We start from the raw sequence: 18,649 nt of genomic DNA, 5'->3' as shown, positions 1-18,649 counted from the left end.
ATGAATTAGGATGCCGAATTTTATTATCTGGCACTTCTCTCGAGCGCCATGGCGGTACTACCGGTTGACAAGTCTGGCAGGCAGCCTCGTCAAGATGAGACCGGCAGACACGATCAACGAGCCCGCAATCAGGAACAGGCTCGAATCAAGTGAATGGGTAGCGGTCTTCAGCCAGCCGACCAGCGCGGGGCTGACGAATCCCGCGAGATTGCCGGTCGAATTGATCAAGGCGATGCCGGCGGCCGCACCGGTGCCGCCGAGAAAAGACGTGGGCAACGCCCAGAACATGGGTAAGGCGGTAATCACGCCCGACGCGGCAAGCGTCAGGCCAAGCAACGCGATATACGTATTGTTGCCCGCATAGGCGCACATCACGAAGCCAGCCGCCGCCACGCATTGCGGCAACACGACATGCCAGCGGCGTTCACGCGTGCGATCCGCATGGCGCCCGACCACGATCATCGAAATCAGCGCGGCGAGATAAGGCACGACGGTAAGCAGGCCGATGGTGAAGGCGTCCGTGATTCCCGAACCCTTGATGATGGTGGGCTGCCAGAAGCCAACCGCATACGAGCCCATCACAATACCGAAGAGAATCGCGCACAGGGTCCAGACCCGCAGCGACGTGAAGACCTCGCGCACGGAACCGTGACTTTTGGTGCGCGCTTCCGCATCGATTTCCGCTGCAATGAATTCGCGGTCCTGAACCGGCAGCCATTTCGCGTCCTTCACCCGGTCGTCGAGGAAGCAGAAAATGACGGCTGCCAGGATCAGCGCGGGGGCGGCTTCCAGAATGAACAGCCACTGCCAGCCGGCAAGCCCCGCGTGCCCCGCGAGACGCTGCATGATGAAGCCCGAGATCGGGCCGCCGACAATGCCGGCCACCGGATTGCCCGCCATCAGGAAGGCGATCATCTTGCCGCGCCGGTGCGATGGAAACCAGTAGGTGAGATACAGCACCAGCCCTGGGAAGAAACCCGCTTCGGCCACGCCCAGAAAGAAGCGTAATACGTAGAACATCGTGGGCGTGGTGACCCACGCGGTCGCGGCCGACAGCACGGCCCACGTCAGCATGATCCGGGCGATCCAGCGGCGCGCGCCGAACCGGTGCAGCAACAGATTGCTAGGCACCTCGAAGAAGAAATACCCGATGAAAAAGATGCCGGCGCCGAAGCCGTACATCGCCTCGCTGAAGTTCAGATCGCTGAGCATCTGGAGCTTGGCGAAGCCCACGTTGACCCGATCCAGATACGCCACCACGTAGCAGACGAACAGCAACGGCATGAAGCGCCACGCCACTCGCAGGTAGATCGAGTTGCTTGCCGCGCTGTCAGGTATTCGTATTGCGGGTGTCTGGGTATTCAAGGGCTGTCTCCACTATTTTGTTCGACTGGCTGCCGGGCGGCGGCTTTACTTATGAGTGTAAGTGGCCGTTCGCCCTCGCGATACGCTGAACCGCTGCGGACTCAACTCATGATGCCGATCTGCCACGGTACGAATTCGTGGTCGCCCAGCCCGAGCATTTCGCTCTTGGTGCGCTCGCCCGACGCGGCTGCAAGGATCGCGTCGAAGATTTTCTGGCCCGTGCTCTGGATCGACGCAACGCCATCCAGGATTGCGCCGCAGTTCAGGTCCATGTCTTCAGTGAGGCGGCTGTACATCGGCGTATTGGTGGCGAGCTTGAGCGATGGCACGGGCTTGGCGCCGAACATCGAACCGCGGCCCGTGGTGAAGGCAATCAGGTTCGCGCCGCCGGCGATCTGACCGGTTGCCGACACAGGATCGAAACCAGGCGTGTCCATGAAAACGAGTCCGGCTTGCGTCACCGGCTCGGCGTACCGATACACCTCCATCAGCGGCCCGGTGCCGCCTTTCATCGAAGACCCAATCGACTTTTCGAAGATGTTCGCCAATCCGCCCACCTGATTGCCAGGACTGACCTGACCGTTGATCTGCACGTCACGGCCGACGGAATATTCGTCTTTCCACCAGCGGACCCGCTCCACCAGTTTCTCGCCCACTGCGCGGCTGACCGCGCGCCGTGTGAGCGTATGTTCCACGCCGTAGATTTCGGGGGTTTCGGAGAGAATGGCCGTGCCGCCATGACGGACCAGCAAGTCCATCGCCGCGCCGAGCGAAGGGTTGGCGGTAATCGACGAAAAGCCATCCGAGCCGCCGCATTGCAGCCCGATCTTCAGATGGCTCGCGGGAACCGTCGTGCGCTTCACGCGATTGGCGTCGGGCAGCAGCGCCTTGACCGCGGCCACGCCGGCCTCGATGGTCCGGCGAGTCCCGCCGCTCTCCTGCATGATGAACGTGTGCAACCGCGAATCAGCCTGCAGGCCTTCCTGATCCATCAGTCCGGCCAGTTGATTGCGTTCGCACCCCAGTCCGACGATCAGCGCCGCCGCCAGATTGGGATGGCGCGCGTAGCCCGCCATGGTCCGGCGCAGCAGCGCCATCGGCTCACCGCTCATCTCCATGCCGCAACCAATCGAGTGCGTGAACGCCACCACGCCGTCGACGTTCGGGTACTCCGCCAGCCGTTCCGGCGTGAACCATTCGGCGATCCGGTGCGCAACCGTGGCCGAGCAATTGACTGTCGACAACACGCCAATGTAGTTGCGCGTGGCAACTTCTCCGTTGTCGCGCACGATGCCCTGGAACGTGGCGCGCCCGGCTTCGGGCACCATCTCCACGGGGCGGTAGTCGGCGCCGAACGCATAGTCCCGGTCGTACTCGCGGAACTCGACGTTATGGCTATGCACCATCGTGCCCGGCGCAATATCCGTCGCGGCGAAACCGATCACCACGTTGTATTTGCGAACCGGCTCGCCCTTCCTGATCGGCGTCGCCGCGATCTTGTAACCCGCGCTCACCTGGCTGCGGCAAACAAAGTCTTCCGATGGAACCGGCGTGCCGATTGCAGCGTCGATGCGCGCAATCACCACGTTGTCAGCGGGATGCAGCCGGATCACCGGCCCGGTCACGTTTTTGCTCGTCATCTCAGTCATCAGGCATTGCCTTCTCAAAAATGGCGTTCGAGAGTCAAGAAGAACGCGAAAACGAGTAATCGCTTTCTTACATAACCACTACAGCTAACCTTCCACCGCTTGAGCCTCAGGAATTTCAAGCATCTTATGGCACTTCAATCGCTAATTCAAGAGAAAGCGCTTACTCATTTCCCTTTATACTATCGTTCGTGCCGCCGCATGGGCGGATGCCGGTACCCGAACAGGAGACAGAGATGTGGCAACAAGCTGAGCGATACCCCGACCCCCGCGTGATCTCGCTGGACCCTTCTTTCGATAAATACCGCGTGGCCTTTTCGGCTGTCGAACGGCTGGCCACCGGCTACCGGTGGACCGAGGGTCCGGTGTGGTTTGGCGATGGCCGTTACCTGCTCTGGAGCGACATTCCGAACAACCAGATGCTGAAATGGGAAGAGGAAACGGGCGTGGTCAGCGTGTTCCGCAAACCTTCGAACTACGCGAACGGCAACACCCGCGACAGGCAGGGGCGGCTCGTCACGTGCGAGCATGGTCGCCGCGTCACGCGCACCGAGTACGACGGCAGCATCACGGTCCTGCTCGATTCCTTTGAAGGCAAACCGCTTAATTCTCCGAACGATCTGGTCGTGAAATCGGACGGTTCGATCTGGTTCACCGATCCGCCGATGGGCATTTCCGGGCATTACGAAGGGATCAAGGCGGAACAGGAACTCCCGCACTCGGTATATCGGATCGATGGCGTGACGGGCGAAGCGTCCGTGGTGACCCGCGACCTGAAAGGGCCAAACGGCTTGTGCTTTTCACCCGACGAAAAGCTGCTCTACATCATCGAATCGCGCGGTGTGCCCAACCGGCTGATTCACGTTTATGAAATGGATGCGGACGGTCGCGGGATCGGTCAAGGCCGCATGTTCTACGACGCGGGGGTCGGCACGATTGACGGCATGCGCGCGGACATCGACGGCAATTTGTGGTGCGGCTGGGGCATGGGCAATGACGAACTCGATGGCGTGATGGTCATTTCGCCACAAGGAAAGATGATTGGCCGCATCGCCCTGCCCGAGCGCTGCGCGAATCTGTGTTTCGGCGGACGCGCGCGTAACCGGCTGTTCATGGCGTCGTCGCAGTCCATTTATGCGGTCCACGTCAACACCCAGGGCGCGCTGGGCGGATAGCCCGGTTTGCCGCGAAACGTATTCCGGCCACCTGCATGCGCCGGTGGCGACACTTCACTTCAACACGCAGACTTGATAACCCTGACATGCAAAGCAAATCCGTATTGACCGTTGTAGAAGCGACGCGAATCCTCGAAGCCGCGCGCGCGGAAGCCGAGAAAAACCAGTGGGCCGTGACGATCGCGGTCGTCGACGACGGGGGCCATCTGCTGGCCCTGCTCCGCCTCGACGGCTGTGCGCCGATCGGCGCTTACATCGCGACTGAAAAGGCCCGCACCTCGGCACTCGGCCGACGTGAATCGAAGCAATACGAGGACATGATCAACGGCGGCCGGACTGCATTCCTGAGCGCACCGCTGGCCGGGACGCTGGAAGGCGGCGTGCCCGTCGTGGTAGACGGGCACGTGGTGGGCGCAGTCGGCGTGTCGGGCGTCAAGCCGGAGCAGGATTCGCAAGTGGCCAGAACCGCAGCAAACAGCCTCAACGGCTGACTGATCAATACTTGAAACTGTTGGAGCACATGATGGGTGTAATGATCGAGCGAAACGGGCTGCGCGTCGCGGCTGTTCTCAGCAAATTTGTCGACGATGAAGCGTTGCGCGGCACCGGCATCGACAGCGAGGCCTTCTGGCGCGGGTTCGGCCAGCTGGTCCACGACCTCGCCCCGAAGAACCGCGCGCTGCTCGCCGAACGCGATCGTCTGCAAACGGATCTGGACCAGTGGCACCGCGCCAATCCGGGGCCGGTGCGCGATCTGAAGGCATACCGCGCGTTTCTTGAAAGCATCGGCTATATCGTGCCGGCGAGCGCAGCCGTCAAGGCGACGACCCAGCATGTCGATACTGAAATCGCCGCGCAAGCCGGCCCGCAACTCGTCGTGCCGCTCTCGAACCAGCGCTATGCGCTCAATGCGGCGAATGCGCGCTGGGGCAGCCTCTACGACGCGCTCTACGGCACCGATGCGATCCCCGACACCGGCGGCGCCGCGCGCACCGCACACTTCAATCCGCTCCGCGGCGCACGCGTGATCGCGCGCGCCCGCGCATTCCTCGATGAAGCCGCGCCGCTCGCCAGCGGCTCGCACGTCGACGCCATCGCGTATCGCGTGGAATGCGGCAAGCTTGCCGTCACGCTCAGGAACGGCGCGTCGGCATTGAAGGTCCCGGCACAGTTCATCGGCTATCAGGGCGATGCGGACTATCCTTGCGCGGTCCTGCTCAAGCATCACGGCCTGCACTTCGAAATCCAGATCGATGCGACGGACGCCATCGGCAAGACCGACGCCGCGCGCGTGAAAGACGTGCTGATGGAAGCGGCTGTCTCGACGATCATCGATTGCGAAGACTCGGTTGCCGCGGTCGATGCCGCCGACAAGGTCCAGCTCTACCGCAACTGGACCGGCCTCATGAAAGGCGATCTGGCCGAGCAGGTCACGAAGAACGGCAAGACTTTCACGCGCCGCCTGAATGCCGACCGCGAATACACCGCGCCCGATGGCTCGACCATGAAGCTGCATGGCCGCTCGTTGCTGTTCATTCGTAACGTCGGGCACCTGATGACGAATCCGGCGATTGTCGATCGCGACGGTCACGAGATTCCCGAAGGGATTCTGGATGCCGTGATGACGTCGCTGGGTGCGATGCACGACCTGCAAAACAGGCTCAATTCACGCACCGGATCGATTTATATCGTCAAGCCGAAGATGCACGGCCCGGCCGAAGTCGCGTTCGCGAACGAGTTGTTCGGCCGCGTCGAAGACCTGTTGGGGCTGCCGCGTCACACCATCAAGATGGGCATCATGGACGAGGAGCGCCGCACGAGCGTCAATCTGCAGGCGTGCATCGCGGCGGCATCGGCGCGAGTGGCGTTCATCAATACAGGCTTCCTGGATCGCACCGGCGACGAAATGCACAGCGCGATGGAAGCGGGTCCGATGATGCGCAAGGGCGACATGAAATCGTCGGCGTGGATCGCGGCTTACGAGCGCAATAACGTGCTGGCGGGCTTGAGCGCGGAATTGCGCGGACGCGCGCAGATCGGCAAGGGCATGTGGGCAATGCCCGACCTGATGCACGCAATGCTCGAACAGAAAATCGCGCATCCGAAAGCGGGCGCGAACACGGCTTGGGTCCCCTCGCCCACGGCTGCGACACTGCACGCGCTGCACTACCATCAAGTCGACGTTCAAGCCGTGCAACAAGAACTGGAAAAAACCGGCTACGACAGCGCACGCGATGAACTGCTCGATGGTCTGCTGACGATTCCGGTCGTCGAAAAGGCGCGATGGTCGGATGAGGAAATCCGCCAGGAGATCGAGAACAACGTGCAGGGGATTCTGGGGTACGTGGTGCGCTGGATCGACCAGGGCGTCGGATGCTCGAAGGTGCCGGATATCCACGATGTCGGCTTGATGGAAGACCGCGCGACGCTGCGCATTTCGAGCCAGCATATCGCGAACTGGCTGCGTCATGGAGTGGTGTCGGAAGCGCTGGTGAACGAGACGTTCAGGCGCATGGCCAAGGTGGTGGATGCACAGAACGCCGGTGACCCGCATTACCAGCCGATGACCCGCCATCTGGAGACATCGCTGGCGTTCAAGGCGGCGAAGGCGCTGGTGTTTGAAGGGCGGACGCAGCCTGCCGGATATACCGAGCCGTTGTTGCACAAGTTTCGGCTCGGCGCGAAGTCGTAGCTGCTGATCGCAATCGAAGCGCAATGATTGCCCGCATTGGCGGATTCCGCCGGTACGGCCCAGCACGAAGCGCCCGCTCTCGACCGGACCGCCGGGGCGAAGGTGGGCATCCTGTTCTTTCGAGAAAAAGACATTCAGCGATAACCAGAAAACTGGTACTCGACAATACCGACTACTATTGACAAAACTAAAGTGAATCAATTCGCACACACCGGCTGCGCAATCATTTTTGAGGTCTTGAACAATTGGTAATAAAAATTCCAGTCCACTGTTCGTTGCTGGATGCGACGTCCTTCAGGCTCTGCCTCATTCCCGGCAGGCATCGCTCCACCAAGCAAAGACGCGCTTTTCCGGGTACACGCAAGCGGCAATGACTGAGTCTGTTGCGCCTCCGGTCGTCGTCAAGACGTTATTCAACGCTCTGCAAGATCGCTGCGCTTTGTGTACATTCGCCCTTTACCTCCCGTGCGGAAAACGCGGGCTATAACGCAATGCAAGCACTCTGATTACGAATGTCTTCTTTTGCACATGCATTGAAAGATGCGTGCAAGTTGTTGATCGGCCGGACGTCGCGCCAGTTTTCCCGAAGATGCTCCTACGTTTCCCCCAAGCCCTGGAATTTTCATGCTCGGTCTAGTTCGTGTCGCACTCCGGCGCCCCTACACCTTCGTCGTGCTGGCGATCGTCATTCTTATCATCGGCCCGTTGTCCGCGATGAAGACGCCCACCGACATCTTTCCCGATATCCGGATCCCGGTCATCAGCGTGGTGTGGCAATACACGGGTCTGCCGCCGGACCAGATGGTCGGCCGGATCACGTCGCCGTTCGAACGCACGCTGACGACCACTGTGAACGACGTCGAACATATCGAGGCGGAATCGGTCGCCGGCTTTGGGATCATCAAGATCTTCTTCCAGCCGGGCGTGAATATCAGCACGGCGAACGCGCAAGTGACCGCGGTCGCGCAAACGCAGTTGCGGCAGTTGCCCGCGGGCACCACGCCGCCGCTGATCCTCAATTACAACGCGTCAACCGTGCCGATCATCCAGTTGGCGCTGTCCGGCAACGGGTTGTCCGAGCAGGCCCTGGGCGACATCGGCCTGAATGCGGTGCGTCCGGTTCTCACGACTGTCGCCGGCGCGTCGATTCCCTACCCGTTCGGCGGCAAGGCGCGTCAGGTACAGATCGATGTCGATCCGGCGGCTTTGCAGGCACGCGGTTTGTCTGCGCAAGACGTCGCCAATGCTCTCGCCGGTCAGAACCTGATCACGCCGGTCGGCACGGAAAAGATCGGCGACTACGAATACACGCTGCAGCTCAACAACGCGCCTTCGCAAATCAAGGCGTTGGGCGATCTGCCGGTCAAGGCGGCCAATGGCACGACTGTCTATATTCGTGATATCGCGAATGTTCGCGACGGCAGTCCGCCGCAAACCAATATCGTTCACGTGAACGGCCGGCGCTCGGTGCTGATGTCGGTACTCAAGAACGGCTCGGTTTCGACGCTCGGGATCATCTCTGGCATCAAGCAGCAAATCTCCAGCGCGAAGGCGTCGTGGCCCGATAACCTGCAAATCGAACCGATCGGCGACCAGTCGATCTTCGTGCGCGCGGCCATCACCGGCGTGGCGCGTGAAGGCGTGATCGCGGCCGTGCTCACCAGCCTGATGATCCTGCTGTTCCTCGGCAGTTGGCGCTCGACGATCATCATCGCCACCTCGATTCCGCTGGCAATCCTCGGCTCGATTGCCACGCTCTCCGCACTCGGCGAAACCTTGAACATCATGACGCTCGGCGGTCTCGCGCTGGCGGTGGGAATCCTTGTCGACGATGCGACCGTGACGATCGAAAACATCAACTGGCACCTCGAACACGGCAAGGAGGTCGAGACCGCGATCCTCGACGGCGCCGCGCAGATCGTCACACCCGCGTTCGTTTCGCTGCTGTGTATCTGCATCGTGTTCGTGCCGATGTTCTTCCTGAACGGCGTGGCGCGCTTCCTGTTCGTCCCGATGGCGGAGGCCGTGATCTTCGCGATGATCGCGTCGTTCATCCTCTCGAGAACCCTCGTGCCGACGATGGCCAAATACCTGCTGAAACCGCATGCGCAGGGCGAGCACGCCGATGAGGCGCAGCGTCGAGGTCCACTCGCACGCTTCCAGCGCGGCTTCGAAGCGCGCTTTGAAAAGGTGCGTGGCGTCTATCGCGGCTTGCTCGAACTCGCGCTGACCCACCGGCGTCCGTTCGTCAGTGGCTTCCTCGGCTTCGTCGCCGTCTCGTTCGCGCTGGTGCCCTTGCTCGGCCGCAACTTCTTCCCGGCGGTGGATGCCGGACAGATCCTGATGCATGTGCGTGCACCCGTCGGGGTTCGCGTCGAAAAGACCGCGCAGATTTTCGCGAATGTCGAAGGCGCGATCCGCCAGATCATTCCGCCCTCCGATCTCGGCACGGTGGTCGATAACATGGGCCTGCCGGTCAGCGGCATCAATATCGCGTACAACAACACGGGCACGGTCGGCTCGCAGGACGGCGACATCCAGATCGCGCTGAACGAAGGGCACCGTCCGACCGATGAGTATGTCCGCATGATGCGCGAAAGATTGCCGCGGGAATTCCCCGGTGTCACGTTCTCTTTTCCGCCGGCCGACATCATCAGTCAGATCCTGAACTTCGGCTCGCCGGCGCCGATCGACCTGCAGATCCGCGGCAACAACCTGAACGCCAACTACGCGTATGCGGATCGTCTGCTGCGCGAGGTCCGCGACGTGCCCGGCGTTGTCGATGCACGGATCGAACAGTCGCACGGCAACCCCACCTTCAACGTCGACGTCGACCGCACGCGTGCTCAGTTGCTCGGCATCACCGAGCGCGACGTGACGAACAGCATGGTGGTGAACCTCGCAGGTTCGAGCCAGGTTGCGCCCACGTTCTGGCTGAACAACGCGAACGGCGTGTCGTATCCGATCGTGATGCAAACGCCGCAATACAGTCTCGATTCGCTGGCTGCCTTGCAAAATCTGCCGATCACCGCCAGCGGCGGAAGCACCGCCCAGATTCTCGGCGGTCTGGCAACGGTCGAGCGCACCAGCAGCAATGAGGTCGTCAGTCAATACAACATCCAGCCCATGGTCGAGATCTTCGCGACCACTCAGGACCGCGACCTCGGCGCGGTGTCGGCCGATATCCAGCGCATCGTGCACCAGAACGCCGGCACCTTGCCGAAAGGCTCGCACATCGCGCTGCTGGGACAGGTGCAGACGATGAACAGCGCCTTTGCCGGCATGTTGTTCGGACTGCTTGGCGCAGTCGTGCTGATCTATCTGCTGATCGTCGTCAACTTCCAGTCGTGGGCCGATCCCTTCGTGATCGTGACCGCATTGCCAGCGGCGTTGGCGGGTATCGTCTGGATGCTGTTCACGACTCACACGACGCTCTCCGTACCGGCGCTAACTGGCGCGATCATGTGCATGGGGGTGGCGACCGCCAACTCGATTCTGGTCGTGAGCTTCTGCCGCGAACGTCTTGCCGTGCACGGCGATCCGTTCAAGGCGGCGCTCGAAGCGGGCTTTACGCGCTTTCGCCCGGTGCTCATGACCGCGCTGTCCATGATCATCGGCATGGCGCCGATGGCGCTCGCCCTCGGCGAAGGCGGTGAGCAAAATGCGCCGCTCGGCCGCGCCGTGATCGGCGGTCTGATGTTCGCCACCACGGCTTCGCTGTTCCTGGTCCCCGTCATCTTCTGTATTATTCACGCGCGCCCCGGGCGCGCAGCTACCCCTGCATCCGTCCCGGGAGGTTCTGCCCATGTCGTCTGAATTCGCTTCTCCCGCCAACACGCCGTCTCGCCGTCCGCTTCGGGTGGCGGGCGTGATCGGCCTCCTGATCGCCTTAGGCATCGTCATTGCTGGCGTCACGCTGCGTGCCTCCGACAACCGCAAGCTGAAAACCTGGACGGATGCACAAGCCATACCGACAGTCAGTCTGATCCAGCCCGTGCGCAATGCCAACGGCCCTTCCCTGCAACTGCCCGGCCGGCTCGAAGCGTACACGCGGGCGCCGATTTTCGCGCAGGTCAGCGGCTACCTGAAATCATGGAATGTCGATATCGGCGCGCCGGTCAAGGCGGGCCAGGTGCTTGCCGAAATCGAAACGCCCGAACTCGACCAGCAGATCCTGCAAGCGCGCGCCGATCTGCAGAGCGCGCAGGCCAATGCTGTCGTAGCGGGGACGACGGCGAAACGCTGGGAAGCGCTAAGCGGCACGGATTCCGTCGCCCAGCAGGACGTCGACCAACGCACCGCCGACTACACCGCGAAGGAGGCGATCGTGGCGGCCGCGAAGGCCAACGTCGATCGGCTTGCCGCCACCAAGGCCTTCGCGCGGATCGTCGCGCCGTTCAACGGCGTGGTGACCGCGCGCGACACCGACGTCGGCGCGCTGGTCAACGCCGGCAGTGGCGGTGTCGGCCAGGAACTGTTCGCGGTCTCCGACGTCAAGCAATTGCGTGTGTATGTTCAGGTGCCGCAGAACTACGCACCGGCAATACACGATGGCACGACCGCGACCCTGAGCGTACCCGAGCACCCCGACCAGCAGTTCACCGCGCGCGTGGTTGCAGCCGCGGATTCCGTCAATTCGAGTTCGGGGACGACGCTGGTCCAGTTGCTGGTCGACAATTCCAACAGCGAGTTGCTGCCGGGTGGTTTCGCCAGCCTGAAATTCACGTTGCCCGCCGCCGCAGATTCACTTCGGGTGCCGGCCAGCGCGCTCGTGTTCGACAGCCGCGGCGTCGTGGTTGCCACGCTCGGCCAGAACGGTCATGTGCGGTTCAAGCAGGTGAAGATCAGCCGTGACCTGGGCGACGCGGTGGAGATCGGCTCGGGACTGGCCGCCACCGATCGCGTGATCGATACGCCGCCCGACGGACTCGTCGACGGCGACCGCGTGCAGGTTGCAGCAGCGACTGACAGCAAGGCAGCCGCACATGGTTAAGTTTGGACGTACGGCCCTTTTGACGGGCGTTGTGGCGCTCTCCGCCTGCTCGCTTGCGCCGCAATATCAGGTGCCTTCGACGCCGGTCGCGGCGCAATACAAGACCGTGGGTCCCTGGACCGCCGCTCAGCCTGCCGACCGGATAGACCGTAACGGCTGGTGGAAGACCTATGGCGACGCCCAACTCGACGATCTCGAAGCGCGTCTGCTGGCAAACAACACCGATCTGCGCGCCGCGTACGCGCACTATGCGCAAGCGCAGGCCTTCGTCGCGCAGGTCGAGTCGGGACTGTACCCGTCGATCAGCGCGAGCGCCGTGCCGCAGCGCATTCGCCAGTCCGACAACCGGCCGTTGCGCGTGGGCGGCCCGAACGACTACAACTCCGTCACGCTAGGCGCGGAGGTCGATTACGACCTCGACCTGTGGGGCCGTGTGCGTGACTCCGTGGTGGCCGGCAAGGACGAGGCGCAAGCGACCAGGGCCGATCTGGCGTCGGTGAAACTGAGCCTGCAAGTGGAACTCGCGAACGATTACATCAATTTGCGGGGCCTCGACCAGCAAACCGATCTGTTGACCCAGACGGTCACGGCCTATGCGAAAGCGCTGCAACTCACGCAGACGCTGCATGGCAGCGGCATCGTGTCGGGCCTCGACGTTTCGCGGGCTCAAACCCAATTGTCGTCGGCGCAATCCCAGTTGTCGCAGAATCTTGCGCAACGGGCGCTGATCGAGCACGCGATCGCCGTACTGGTCGGCGCCTCTGCGTCCGAATTCAGCCTGCCGCAGCAGACCGCCGCCATCGCGCTGCCGGCGATTCCGACCGGCCTGCCCTCGACGCTGTTGCAGCGGCGGCCCGACGTCGCTGCGGCGGAACGCCGGGTTGCCGAGGCCAACGCGAAAATTGGCGTCGCACGCGCGGCTTATTTCCCGGATATCACGCTGAGCTTGCAGGGTGGCGTGCAAAGCGCCGCTTACGCGGGGCTGGTTAGCGCGCCCAATCTGTTCTGGGCGATCGGCCCGCAGCTCGTGCAATATGTCTTCGACGGCGGTTATCGTCGCGCGCAACTCGACTCCGCGAAGGCAGCAACCGAGGAAGCCGGAGACCGCTACCGCAGCGTGGTTCTGTCGGCATTCCAGCAGGTCGAAGACAACCTTGCCCTGCTGTCGTATCTCGGCACCGCGCTTAACGAACAAAAGGATGCCGCGAATGCCGCGCAGTACTCGGTCGATCTCGCGTTGCGCCAATATCGCCAGGGCACAGTAGGTTATCTCGATGTCGTGCAGGCGCAGACTGTCGCACTTGACGCACAACGCAGCGTGCTCGATATCCAGACACGCCAGCTAGGTGCGGACGTGCAGCTCCTGCACGCGCTCGGTGGAGGATGGTCGAGCGATGAACTCGCCCAGGTGGCTGCCGCGCCGCAACTCGTCTCGGCGACGACGGCACATGACGCAAATTGAAGGCCTGTAGACGGCGCAACCGGGAGGTTGGTCCGGTTGCGCACGCTACCAGAACACAAGCACGCCCGTGATTACGTGTAGTACGAGTCCGGCGGCAGTATGTCCTCGAAGAACACGCCGAAGCGTTGCCTGGGATCGCGGTACCTGGGAGACGGTCTCCCTGCGTTGCCGGGGTATCTATCGTATGGCACCGGCCCGGCGTTGGCGCCTGCGGCCAGCAAGCGGCCAGCAAGCGGCCAGCAAGCGGCCAGCAAGCGGCGCAGCGTATCAGCAAGCCTGAAGCACGTTGATGACGCGACTCACGAGCAGCGGGCGAGTATTGTGTCCGTACTCGGCCATATGCGCTGAGGCCCCATGCGCCCTCAGCGCTTGCGCGCTTTCCCAGCGTTCGATGACAGCAAACGTGTCCTTGCCGAGTGGCGTCTGAACCGTCCCGAACTCAGGTACGTCGATGACGGCCTCGTAGGTGATGCATCCCTCTTCTGCCAGGACCGCCGGACGGTTCTTGTTGAAAAGCGCCAGCACGGCTTCGCGTTGACCGGGTTGGGTAGTGATCGTGGCAATGACATGAATCATCCAGGTGTTCTCCTTTGCTGTTTCGGCGCCGGGCGCCGGGTGAAATCATGGTCGCGTTTGCGCAAGCTTGCTGACAGTGCCTCACCGCGTTCCTGTCGCATCCGGTTTCATCTGCTTGCCTGCCTGACGGCGAGACTATCCCGGTCATGGCGGGCGCGCGCCCGCCGACGTTCTGCTTACGAACCGTGCCGCGGAATCCGGCCAAAGAAAGGATGCTTGGGATCATTGAACCCAGGCGTCGAAGGGTGGCCCGTAGTAACGAGCGAGTCGACGAAGGCTTCGTCCTCGGCGTTCAGGCGATAGCTCAAGGCTGGCAGATAATCGTCCCATTGCGCCTCGGTGCGCGGTCCGGCGATGGTTGAACTGACATAGCTGCTGTTGAGCACCCACGCGAGTGCGAATTGCCCCGCACTCAATCCACGCGCCTCTGCATGCTCGCGAACGCGCCGTGCCAGCTCCAATGATTCGGGCCGCCATTCAGCCTGTTGCAGGCGGCGGTCGCCGCGCCCCGCACGTGTATCGGCGGCGGGCGTCACGCCCGGTTCGTACTTGCCGGTCAGCACGCCGCGGGCGAGCGGGCTGTATGAAATCACGCCAAGGCCGTAGCGGTGCGCGGCCGTCAGTTGTTCGGCCTCGGCCTGTCGATTCGCGATGTTGTAGAGCGGCTGACTGGCGACCGGAGCATCGAGACCCAGTGCCTGGGCTGTATGGCTGAACTCGGCGATCTTCCACGCACGATGGTTCGACAGGCCGTAGCCACGCAGTTTGCCGGCCTGGACCAGATCATTTAACGCGCGCACGCTTTCATCGACCGGCGTGTCGTGATCTTCGGCGTGGAGGTAAAGCAGATCGATATAGTCCGTGTTCAGGCGCCTGAGGCTGGCCTCGATGGCTCGCACCAGATGTTTGCGCGACGCGCCGCGCGCATTGACGTCATCGTCACCGAGGGGACTGGCAACCTTGGTCGCCAGCACCCAGCGATCGCGCCGTGCGGCGATGCAACGCCCGACAACACGCTCAGATTCACCGCCAGCGTAGACATCGGCGGTATCGATCGAGTTGACGCCCTGTTCGTGGGCCTGGTCGACGATGCGTGCCGCGGTGGCTTCGTCGGTCGGACCACCGAACATCATCGTCCCGAGAGTCAGCGTCGAAACCTTCAGGCCGCAGCGGCCAAGTTGGCGATAGTCCATGTGAAACTGTTCCGTTAATTTGAAAAGATCTCAGCCCAAGCTGGGAACCCCGCGTGACACATCAATAGAGACGGGACGTCCAGATCAGGCGATTGAAACAACGAAGGTGGGCGCCGTCGTCTGTGCAACGCCAGATTGGAAGCGTGCAAGGCGTTCCAGCCATCACCTGGAAAACGGGCTTTACCGGTCGTACTTCTCCACGAATTCAGCCGCCGTGAGTCCACGGAAATCGGCCAACGCCGCGTCGATCCGCGCGGCGCTCCAGTCCCACCAGGCGATCTGCTGCAGGCGTTCCGAGGTGCGCGCGTCGACACGAAAACGCAGCACCCGCGCCGGCACCCCGACGACAATGGCGAAAGGCGGGACGTCTTTGGTCACGACAGCGCCTGAGCCGATCGCGGCGCCGGTGCCGATCGTCACGCCGGGCATGACGATCGCATCGTGGCCGATCCACACGTCGTGACCGATCTCGACCCGGTCCTGGGCCCGCCACTGGAAGATGTCAGCGTCGTCGTCGAGAGAGAATCCGTACGAGCGCGAGCGATAGGTAAAGTGATGATGGGTCGCCCGCCACGAAGGATGATTGGGCGGATTGATGCGCACGCCCGTGGCGAGATTGGCAAACTTGCCAATCAGTGCGTGGGCGATCTGATTGTCGCCCATCGCATAGCCGTAGTCGCCTATGACGGATTCCGCGACATGGCTGCGCGGGCCGAGATAGGTGTAGCGGCCAAAGTCGCTGGCACGCACGACTGCGGTTTGATCGATTTGCGGATCTTCCGAAAGGACGCGACCGAGCGCCCACGGATCGACGCCGCTGCCATGGTTAATCAACATATCAGCTCTTTTGATTCAATCGTGAAGAGAGGCGTCGGGCCGCCGGTTGCGCATTGCACGTAACGATCGCGCCAGCGTGCACGATGCGCGACGGCAACGCCGGTGATCGAGTCGCGCTCACGTGACAAGGCTGCGCAGGTAAGTGGAAACGCGTTCCGCGCAGGTGACCAGCACGAAGGTCGCGATCAGCAGGAACGACACCGTCTGGTACTGGAACAGGTTCATTGCAGTCAGCAACTGGAAGCCGATGCCGCCGGCTCCGACGAAGCCGAGCACGAGCGACGAGCGCAGGTTTTCGTCGAAGCGGAACAGCCCAATGCCGAGCAGCGACGGCAACACGCCCGGCACCACCGCATGGCTCAACACCTGCAGGCGGCCTGCACCGGTTAGCGTCAACGCTTCGACGGGGCCCATATCCATGTCTTCGATGACTTCCGCAAACAGCCGCCCGAGCATGCCGACCGAATGGACCGCAAGCGCAAGGGCGCCCGGAAACGGCCCCAGTCCGACAGCGGTGACAAACAACAGCGCCCACACCAGATCGGGCACTGCCCGGGTGACGCCGATCAGCGCGCGCGCGGCGTAGTACAGGGGCAACGCCGGCGTGACATTCGCGGCCGCGAGAATCGACAGCGGAAAGGCGAGCAACACCCCGAACACAGTGCCGAAAATCGCCAGATCGATCGTTTCGAGAACCGGCCACAGATTCGGGACGAACTGGTCGAACGCGGGCGGCACGGCGCGCGAAATGATGTCGGCCATACCGTGGGCGCCGGTCACCAGATCCTGCGGACGAGCCTCGACGACGATCCAGGCTTGCACGAACAGCGCGAGCACCACCACGGCGGCACACACCGACCAGAGGGTCCGGGCGCCCGACGAACCGGTTGAGGCGCGCATTTCCAGAGCCTTGCTCATGACGCCTCAGCCAGATAAAGGCTCGCGATCTGTTGACTGGAGACTGCTGAGGCCGGCCGGTCGAATTCGAGTCGGCCGCTGCGCAGCCCGACCAGCCTGTCGGCATAACGCGTCGCCAGTTCGGGCTGGTGCAGTACGCACACCACCGCGAGACCGTCCTCGCTGGCGAGGCGGCGCAGCAGCCGCATGACTTCGTCAGCCGCTTCGGGGTCCAGACTGGCGACCGGCTCGTCGGCGAGCAGCACGTGAGGACGTTGGGCCAGCGCACGGGCCACCGCGACGCGCTGCGCCTGTCCTCCCGACAGCGTGCCGGCGCGCTGGCGCGCCAGATGCAGCAAGCCGACTTCGTCCAGATAGGACAGCGCCGGTTCGACTGCCTCGCGAGGTACACGACCAAGCGCGGTTGCCAGAGTCCGGTGCCGGCCGAGCGCACCGCAGCAGACGTTCGCCAGCACGCTGCGCCGCTTCACGAGATTGGCGTTCTGCGAGATCAGCGCAAGCGGCAGACGCGCCTCGCGCAAAGCCTTACCGGACAGCGCGACGAGATCGCGCCCGCCAACCTCGACCGAACCGGCGGTCGGCCGATTCAGTCCGACCACGCACTTCATGAAGGTCGACTTGCCGCTCCCATTACTGCCCAGCACCACGACCAACTCACCAGCGTGGACCGAGACATTCATGTTGCGCAGCGCGGTATGGCCATCTGCGTAACGCATCGTCAGATCCCGGACAGCCAGCTTGACGCCGGGCTCACGCGCCACGTGGGGTGCCGTTCCGGGCAGGCTCGACGCGGCGGACGAAAACCGGCTCGCCGAATCCAGCGGGACGCCGCCCGAGGTAATGGACAGAGTGCTCACAGTTTCGCCAGGTCGATGTGAAGAGTCGAAACCAGATCGCGGATCTGGTTGTAGGCGGCATCCGTTTGCGGCACCGTCCTCAGCTCAGGGTTTTGGTTCGATGCGAGGAACTTCTGATCGGCCTCCGGCAACTGGTGCAGATCGAGCGAACTCAGCACGGCTGCCAGACGGGCCTTGAAATCCGCCGGCAAGTCTCCGCGCACGGCCAGCGGGTCGAGCGGAATAGGTTCGGACTGCCACAGCGTCACGTAAGCCGCGGGATCGTATTCGCCGTGTAGCTTGGCACTGGCGATCTCTTCGCTGTTCAGCTCGCCTGCTTCGACCTTGTGGTTGCGCAGCGCCTCGAACGACGCCGTATGGCTGCCCGCGTAGATCGCCTTGACGCCCTTGTCCGGATCGATCCCGTTCTTGCTCAGACCGTAGGCGGGAAACAGATGGCCGGACGTGGAAGCCGGATCGGCGTAAGCAAACGAGCGACCCTTGGTGTCGCCGAGCGCCTTGATGCCCGAGCCGGGCCACGTCACGATGGACGCGTAGTAAGTGGCCGGCTTGCCCTGCTCGCCGGCGAACGTGGCGACGGCTTCAGCGTGCGCGACCTGGTGGGCGAGCACGTAGCCGAGCGGACCGAATTCGCCAAATTCGAGCTTGTTGTTGCGCATTGCCTCGATCTCGGCGTTGTAGCTGGTTGCGACATAGAGTTGCACCGTGCAGCCGAGCTTGTCGCCGATCATCCTGGCGAGATCCGTATAGACTGGCAGCATGCGCTGAGCCGATTCGTAGGGTTCGACGCCGAAGCGAACCACGCCGCCGTTCGGACATGTGCCGGCTGCATGAGCAGTCATGGAGACAAAGCTCGCGGTCAGCGCTGCGGCAGCAAAAATTTTGGATACCTTCATATTTTTTCTCGAGTTAACTAGCGTGGAGATGGGGAGATT

At 62.6% G+C, this 18,649-nt stretch carries 14 protein-coding genes; 6 read left to right on the top strand and 8 right to left on the bottom strand.

From position 1 onward, the window contains the following. Window positions 1-57 precede the first annotated feature (57 nt). Window positions 58-1,365 carry an MFS transporter gene (locus HV744_RS17750; protein ID WP_246279082.1) on the bottom strand — a complete coding sequence of 436 codons (1,308 nt, stop codon included), beginning with the start codon at window positions 1,363-1,365 and terminating at the stop codon, window positions 58-60. A 101-nt stretch (window positions 1,366-1,466) separates the two neighbouring features. Beyond that, the gene (locus HV744_RS17745; RefSeq protein ID WP_175150762.1) at window positions 1,467-3,014 is read right to left on the bottom strand and encodes a UxaA family hydrolase; all 1,548 of its coding nucleotides are present in this window, start codon (window positions 3,012-3,014) and stop codon (window positions 1,467-1,469) included. Window positions 3,015-3,247: 233 nt separating this feature from the next. Here HV744_RS17745 and HV744_RS17740 point away from each other — a divergent pair, with 233 nt between their 5' ends. The 6 genes from HV744_RS17740 to HV744_RS17715 all read left to right on the top strand — a co-directional run bounded on the left by HV744_RS17740 (window position 3,248) and on the right by HV744_RS17715 (window position 13,333). Next, a complete protein-coding gene (locus HV744_RS17740) occupies window positions 3,248-4,186 on the top strand; it encodes an SMP-30/gluconolactonase/LRE family protein (RefSeq protein ID WP_175150761.1) in 939 nt (312 codons plus the stop codon). A gap of 86 nt (window positions 4,187-4,272) precedes the next feature. After that, on the top strand, window positions 4,273-4,677 hold the full coding sequence (locus tag HV744_RS17735; protein WP_175150760.1) for a heme-binding protein: 405 nt from the start codon (window positions 4,273-4,275) through the stop codon (window positions 4,675-4,677). Between the two features lie 32 nt (window positions 4,678-4,709). Next, window positions 4,710-6,878, top strand: coding sequence for a malate synthase G (locus HV744_RS17730; RefSeq protein WP_175150793.1), 2,169 nt, complete (start codon window positions 4,710-4,712; stop codon window positions 6,876-6,878). 624 nt (window positions 6,879-7,502) lie between these two features. Further along, complete coding sequence (locus HV744_RS17725; RefSeq protein ID WP_175150759.1) at window positions 7,503-10,694, top strand: efflux RND transporter permease subunit; 3,192 nt, start codon at window positions 7,503-7,505, stop codon at window positions 10,692-10,694. Beyond that, window positions 10,684-11,871 carry an efflux RND transporter periplasmic adaptor subunit gene (locus HV744_RS17720; protein WP_175150758.1) on the top strand — a complete coding sequence of 396 codons (1,188 nt, stop codon included), beginning with the start codon at window positions 10,684-10,686 and terminating at the stop codon, window positions 11,869-11,871. The genes HV744_RS17725 and HV744_RS17720 overlap by 11 nt, the downstream gene beginning before the upstream one ends. Further along, window positions 11,864-13,333 (top strand): efflux transporter outer membrane subunit, encoded by a 1,470-nt coding sequence (locus HV744_RS17715; protein WP_175150757.1) that lies wholly within the window; start codon window positions 11,864-11,866, stop codon window positions 13,331-13,333. The genes HV744_RS17720 and HV744_RS17715 overlap by 8 nt, the downstream gene beginning before the upstream one ends. Before the next feature lie 267 nt (window positions 13,334-13,600). Here HV744_RS17715 and HV744_RS17710 read toward each other — a convergent pair whose 3' ends face one another. From HV744_RS17710 to HV744_RS17685, 6 genes are all read right to left on the bottom strand, one after another. Then, window positions 13,601-13,909, bottom strand: coding sequence for a putative quinol monooxygenase (locus HV744_RS17710; RefSeq protein ID WP_175150756.1), 309 nt, complete (start codon window positions 13,907-13,909; stop codon window positions 13,601-13,603). 176 nt (window positions 13,910-14,085) lie between these two features. Then, on the bottom strand, window positions 14,086-15,102 hold the full coding sequence (locus HV744_RS17705) for an aldo/keto reductase (protein WP_175150755.1): 1,017 nt from the start codon (window positions 15,100-15,102) through the stop codon (window positions 14,086-14,088). A gap of 180 nt (window positions 15,103-15,282) precedes the next feature. Beyond that, complete coding sequence (locus HV744_RS17700; protein ID WP_175150754.1) at window positions 15,283-15,939, bottom strand: DapH/DapD/GlmU-related protein; 657 nt, start codon at window positions 15,937-15,939, stop codon at window positions 15,283-15,285. A 117-nt stretch (window positions 15,940-16,056) separates the two neighbouring features. Beyond that, entirely contained in the window at window positions 16,057-16,857 is an 801-nt protein-coding gene (phnE, locus tag HV744_RS17695) for a phosphonate ABC transporter, permease protein PhnE (protein ID WP_175150753.1), read from the bottom strand. After that, the gene (phnC, locus tag HV744_RS17690) at window positions 16,854-17,714 is read right to left on the bottom strand and encodes a phosphonate ABC transporter ATP-binding protein (protein WP_175150752.1); all 861 of its coding nucleotides are present in this window, start codon (window positions 17,712-17,714) and stop codon (window positions 16,854-16,856) included. Before phnC ends, phnE begins: the two co-directional genes overlap by 4 nt. Further along, entirely contained in the window at window positions 17,711-18,610 is a 900-nt protein-coding gene (locus HV744_RS17685; protein WP_175150751.1) for a phosphate/phosphite/phosphonate ABC transporter substrate-binding protein, read from the bottom strand. The genes phnC and HV744_RS17685 overlap by 4 nt, the downstream gene beginning before the upstream one ends. Between the last annotated feature and the right edge of the window lie 39 nt (window positions 18,611-18,649).

Origin of the sequence: Paraburkholderia ultramafica (genome assembly GCF_902859915.1) — a bacterium.
Classification (GTDB): Bacteria; Pseudomonadota; Gammaproteobacteria; order Burkholderiales; family Burkholderiaceae; genus Paraburkholderia; species Paraburkholderia ultramafica.
Note: the sequence above shows the minus strand (reverse complement) of the source record. Positions and strands in the feature narration are given on the sequence as shown.

Bases quoted from the DNA above. Each gene is read 5' to 3' on its own strand.
- HV744_RS17745 (WP_175150762.1), bottom strand. From the start codon at position 3,014: ATGACTGAGATGACGAGCAAAAACGTGACCGGGCCGGTGATCCGGCTG.
- HV744_RS17740 (WP_175150761.1), top strand. From the start codon at position 3,248: ATGTGGCAACAAGCTGAGCGATACCCCGACCCCCGCGTGATCTCGCTG.
- HV744_RS17735 (WP_175150760.1), top strand. From the start codon at position 4,273: ATGCAAAGCAAATCCGTATTGACCGTTGTAGAAGCGACGCGAATCCTC.
- HV744_RS17730 (WP_175150793.1), top strand. From the start codon at position 4,710: ATGGGTGTAATGATCGAGCGAAACGGGCTGCGCGTCGCGGCTGTTCTC.
- HV744_RS17725 (WP_175150759.1), top strand. From the start codon at position 7,503: ATGCTCGGTCTAGTTCGTGTCGCACTCCGGCGCCCCTACACCTTCGTC.
- HV744_RS17720 (WP_175150758.1), top strand. From the start codon at position 10,684: ATGTCGTCTGAATTCGCTTCTCCCGCCAACACGCCGTCTCGCCGTCCG.
- HV744_RS17715 (WP_175150757.1), top strand. From the start codon at position 11,864: ATGGTTAAGTTTGGACGTACGGCCCTTTTGACGGGCGTTGTGGCGCTC.
- HV744_RS17710 (WP_175150756.1), bottom strand. From the start codon at position 13,909: ATGATTCATGTCATTGCCACGATCACTACCCAACCCGGTCAACGCGAA.
- HV744_RS17705 (WP_175150755.1), bottom strand. From the start codon at position 15,102: ATGGACTATCGCCAACTTGGCCGCTGCGGCCTGAAGGTTTCGACGCTG.
- HV744_RS17700 (WP_175150754.1), bottom strand. From the start codon at position 15,939: ATGTTGATTAACCATGGCAGCGGCGTCGATCCGTGGGCGCTCGGTCGC.
- phnE (WP_175150753.1), bottom strand. From the start codon at position 16,857: ATGAGCAAGGCTCTGGAAATGCGCGCCTCAACCGGTTCGTCGGGCGCC.
- HV744_RS17685 (WP_175150751.1), bottom strand. From the start codon at position 18,610: ATGAAGGTATCCAAAATTTTTGCTGCCGCAGCGCTGACCGCGAGCTTT.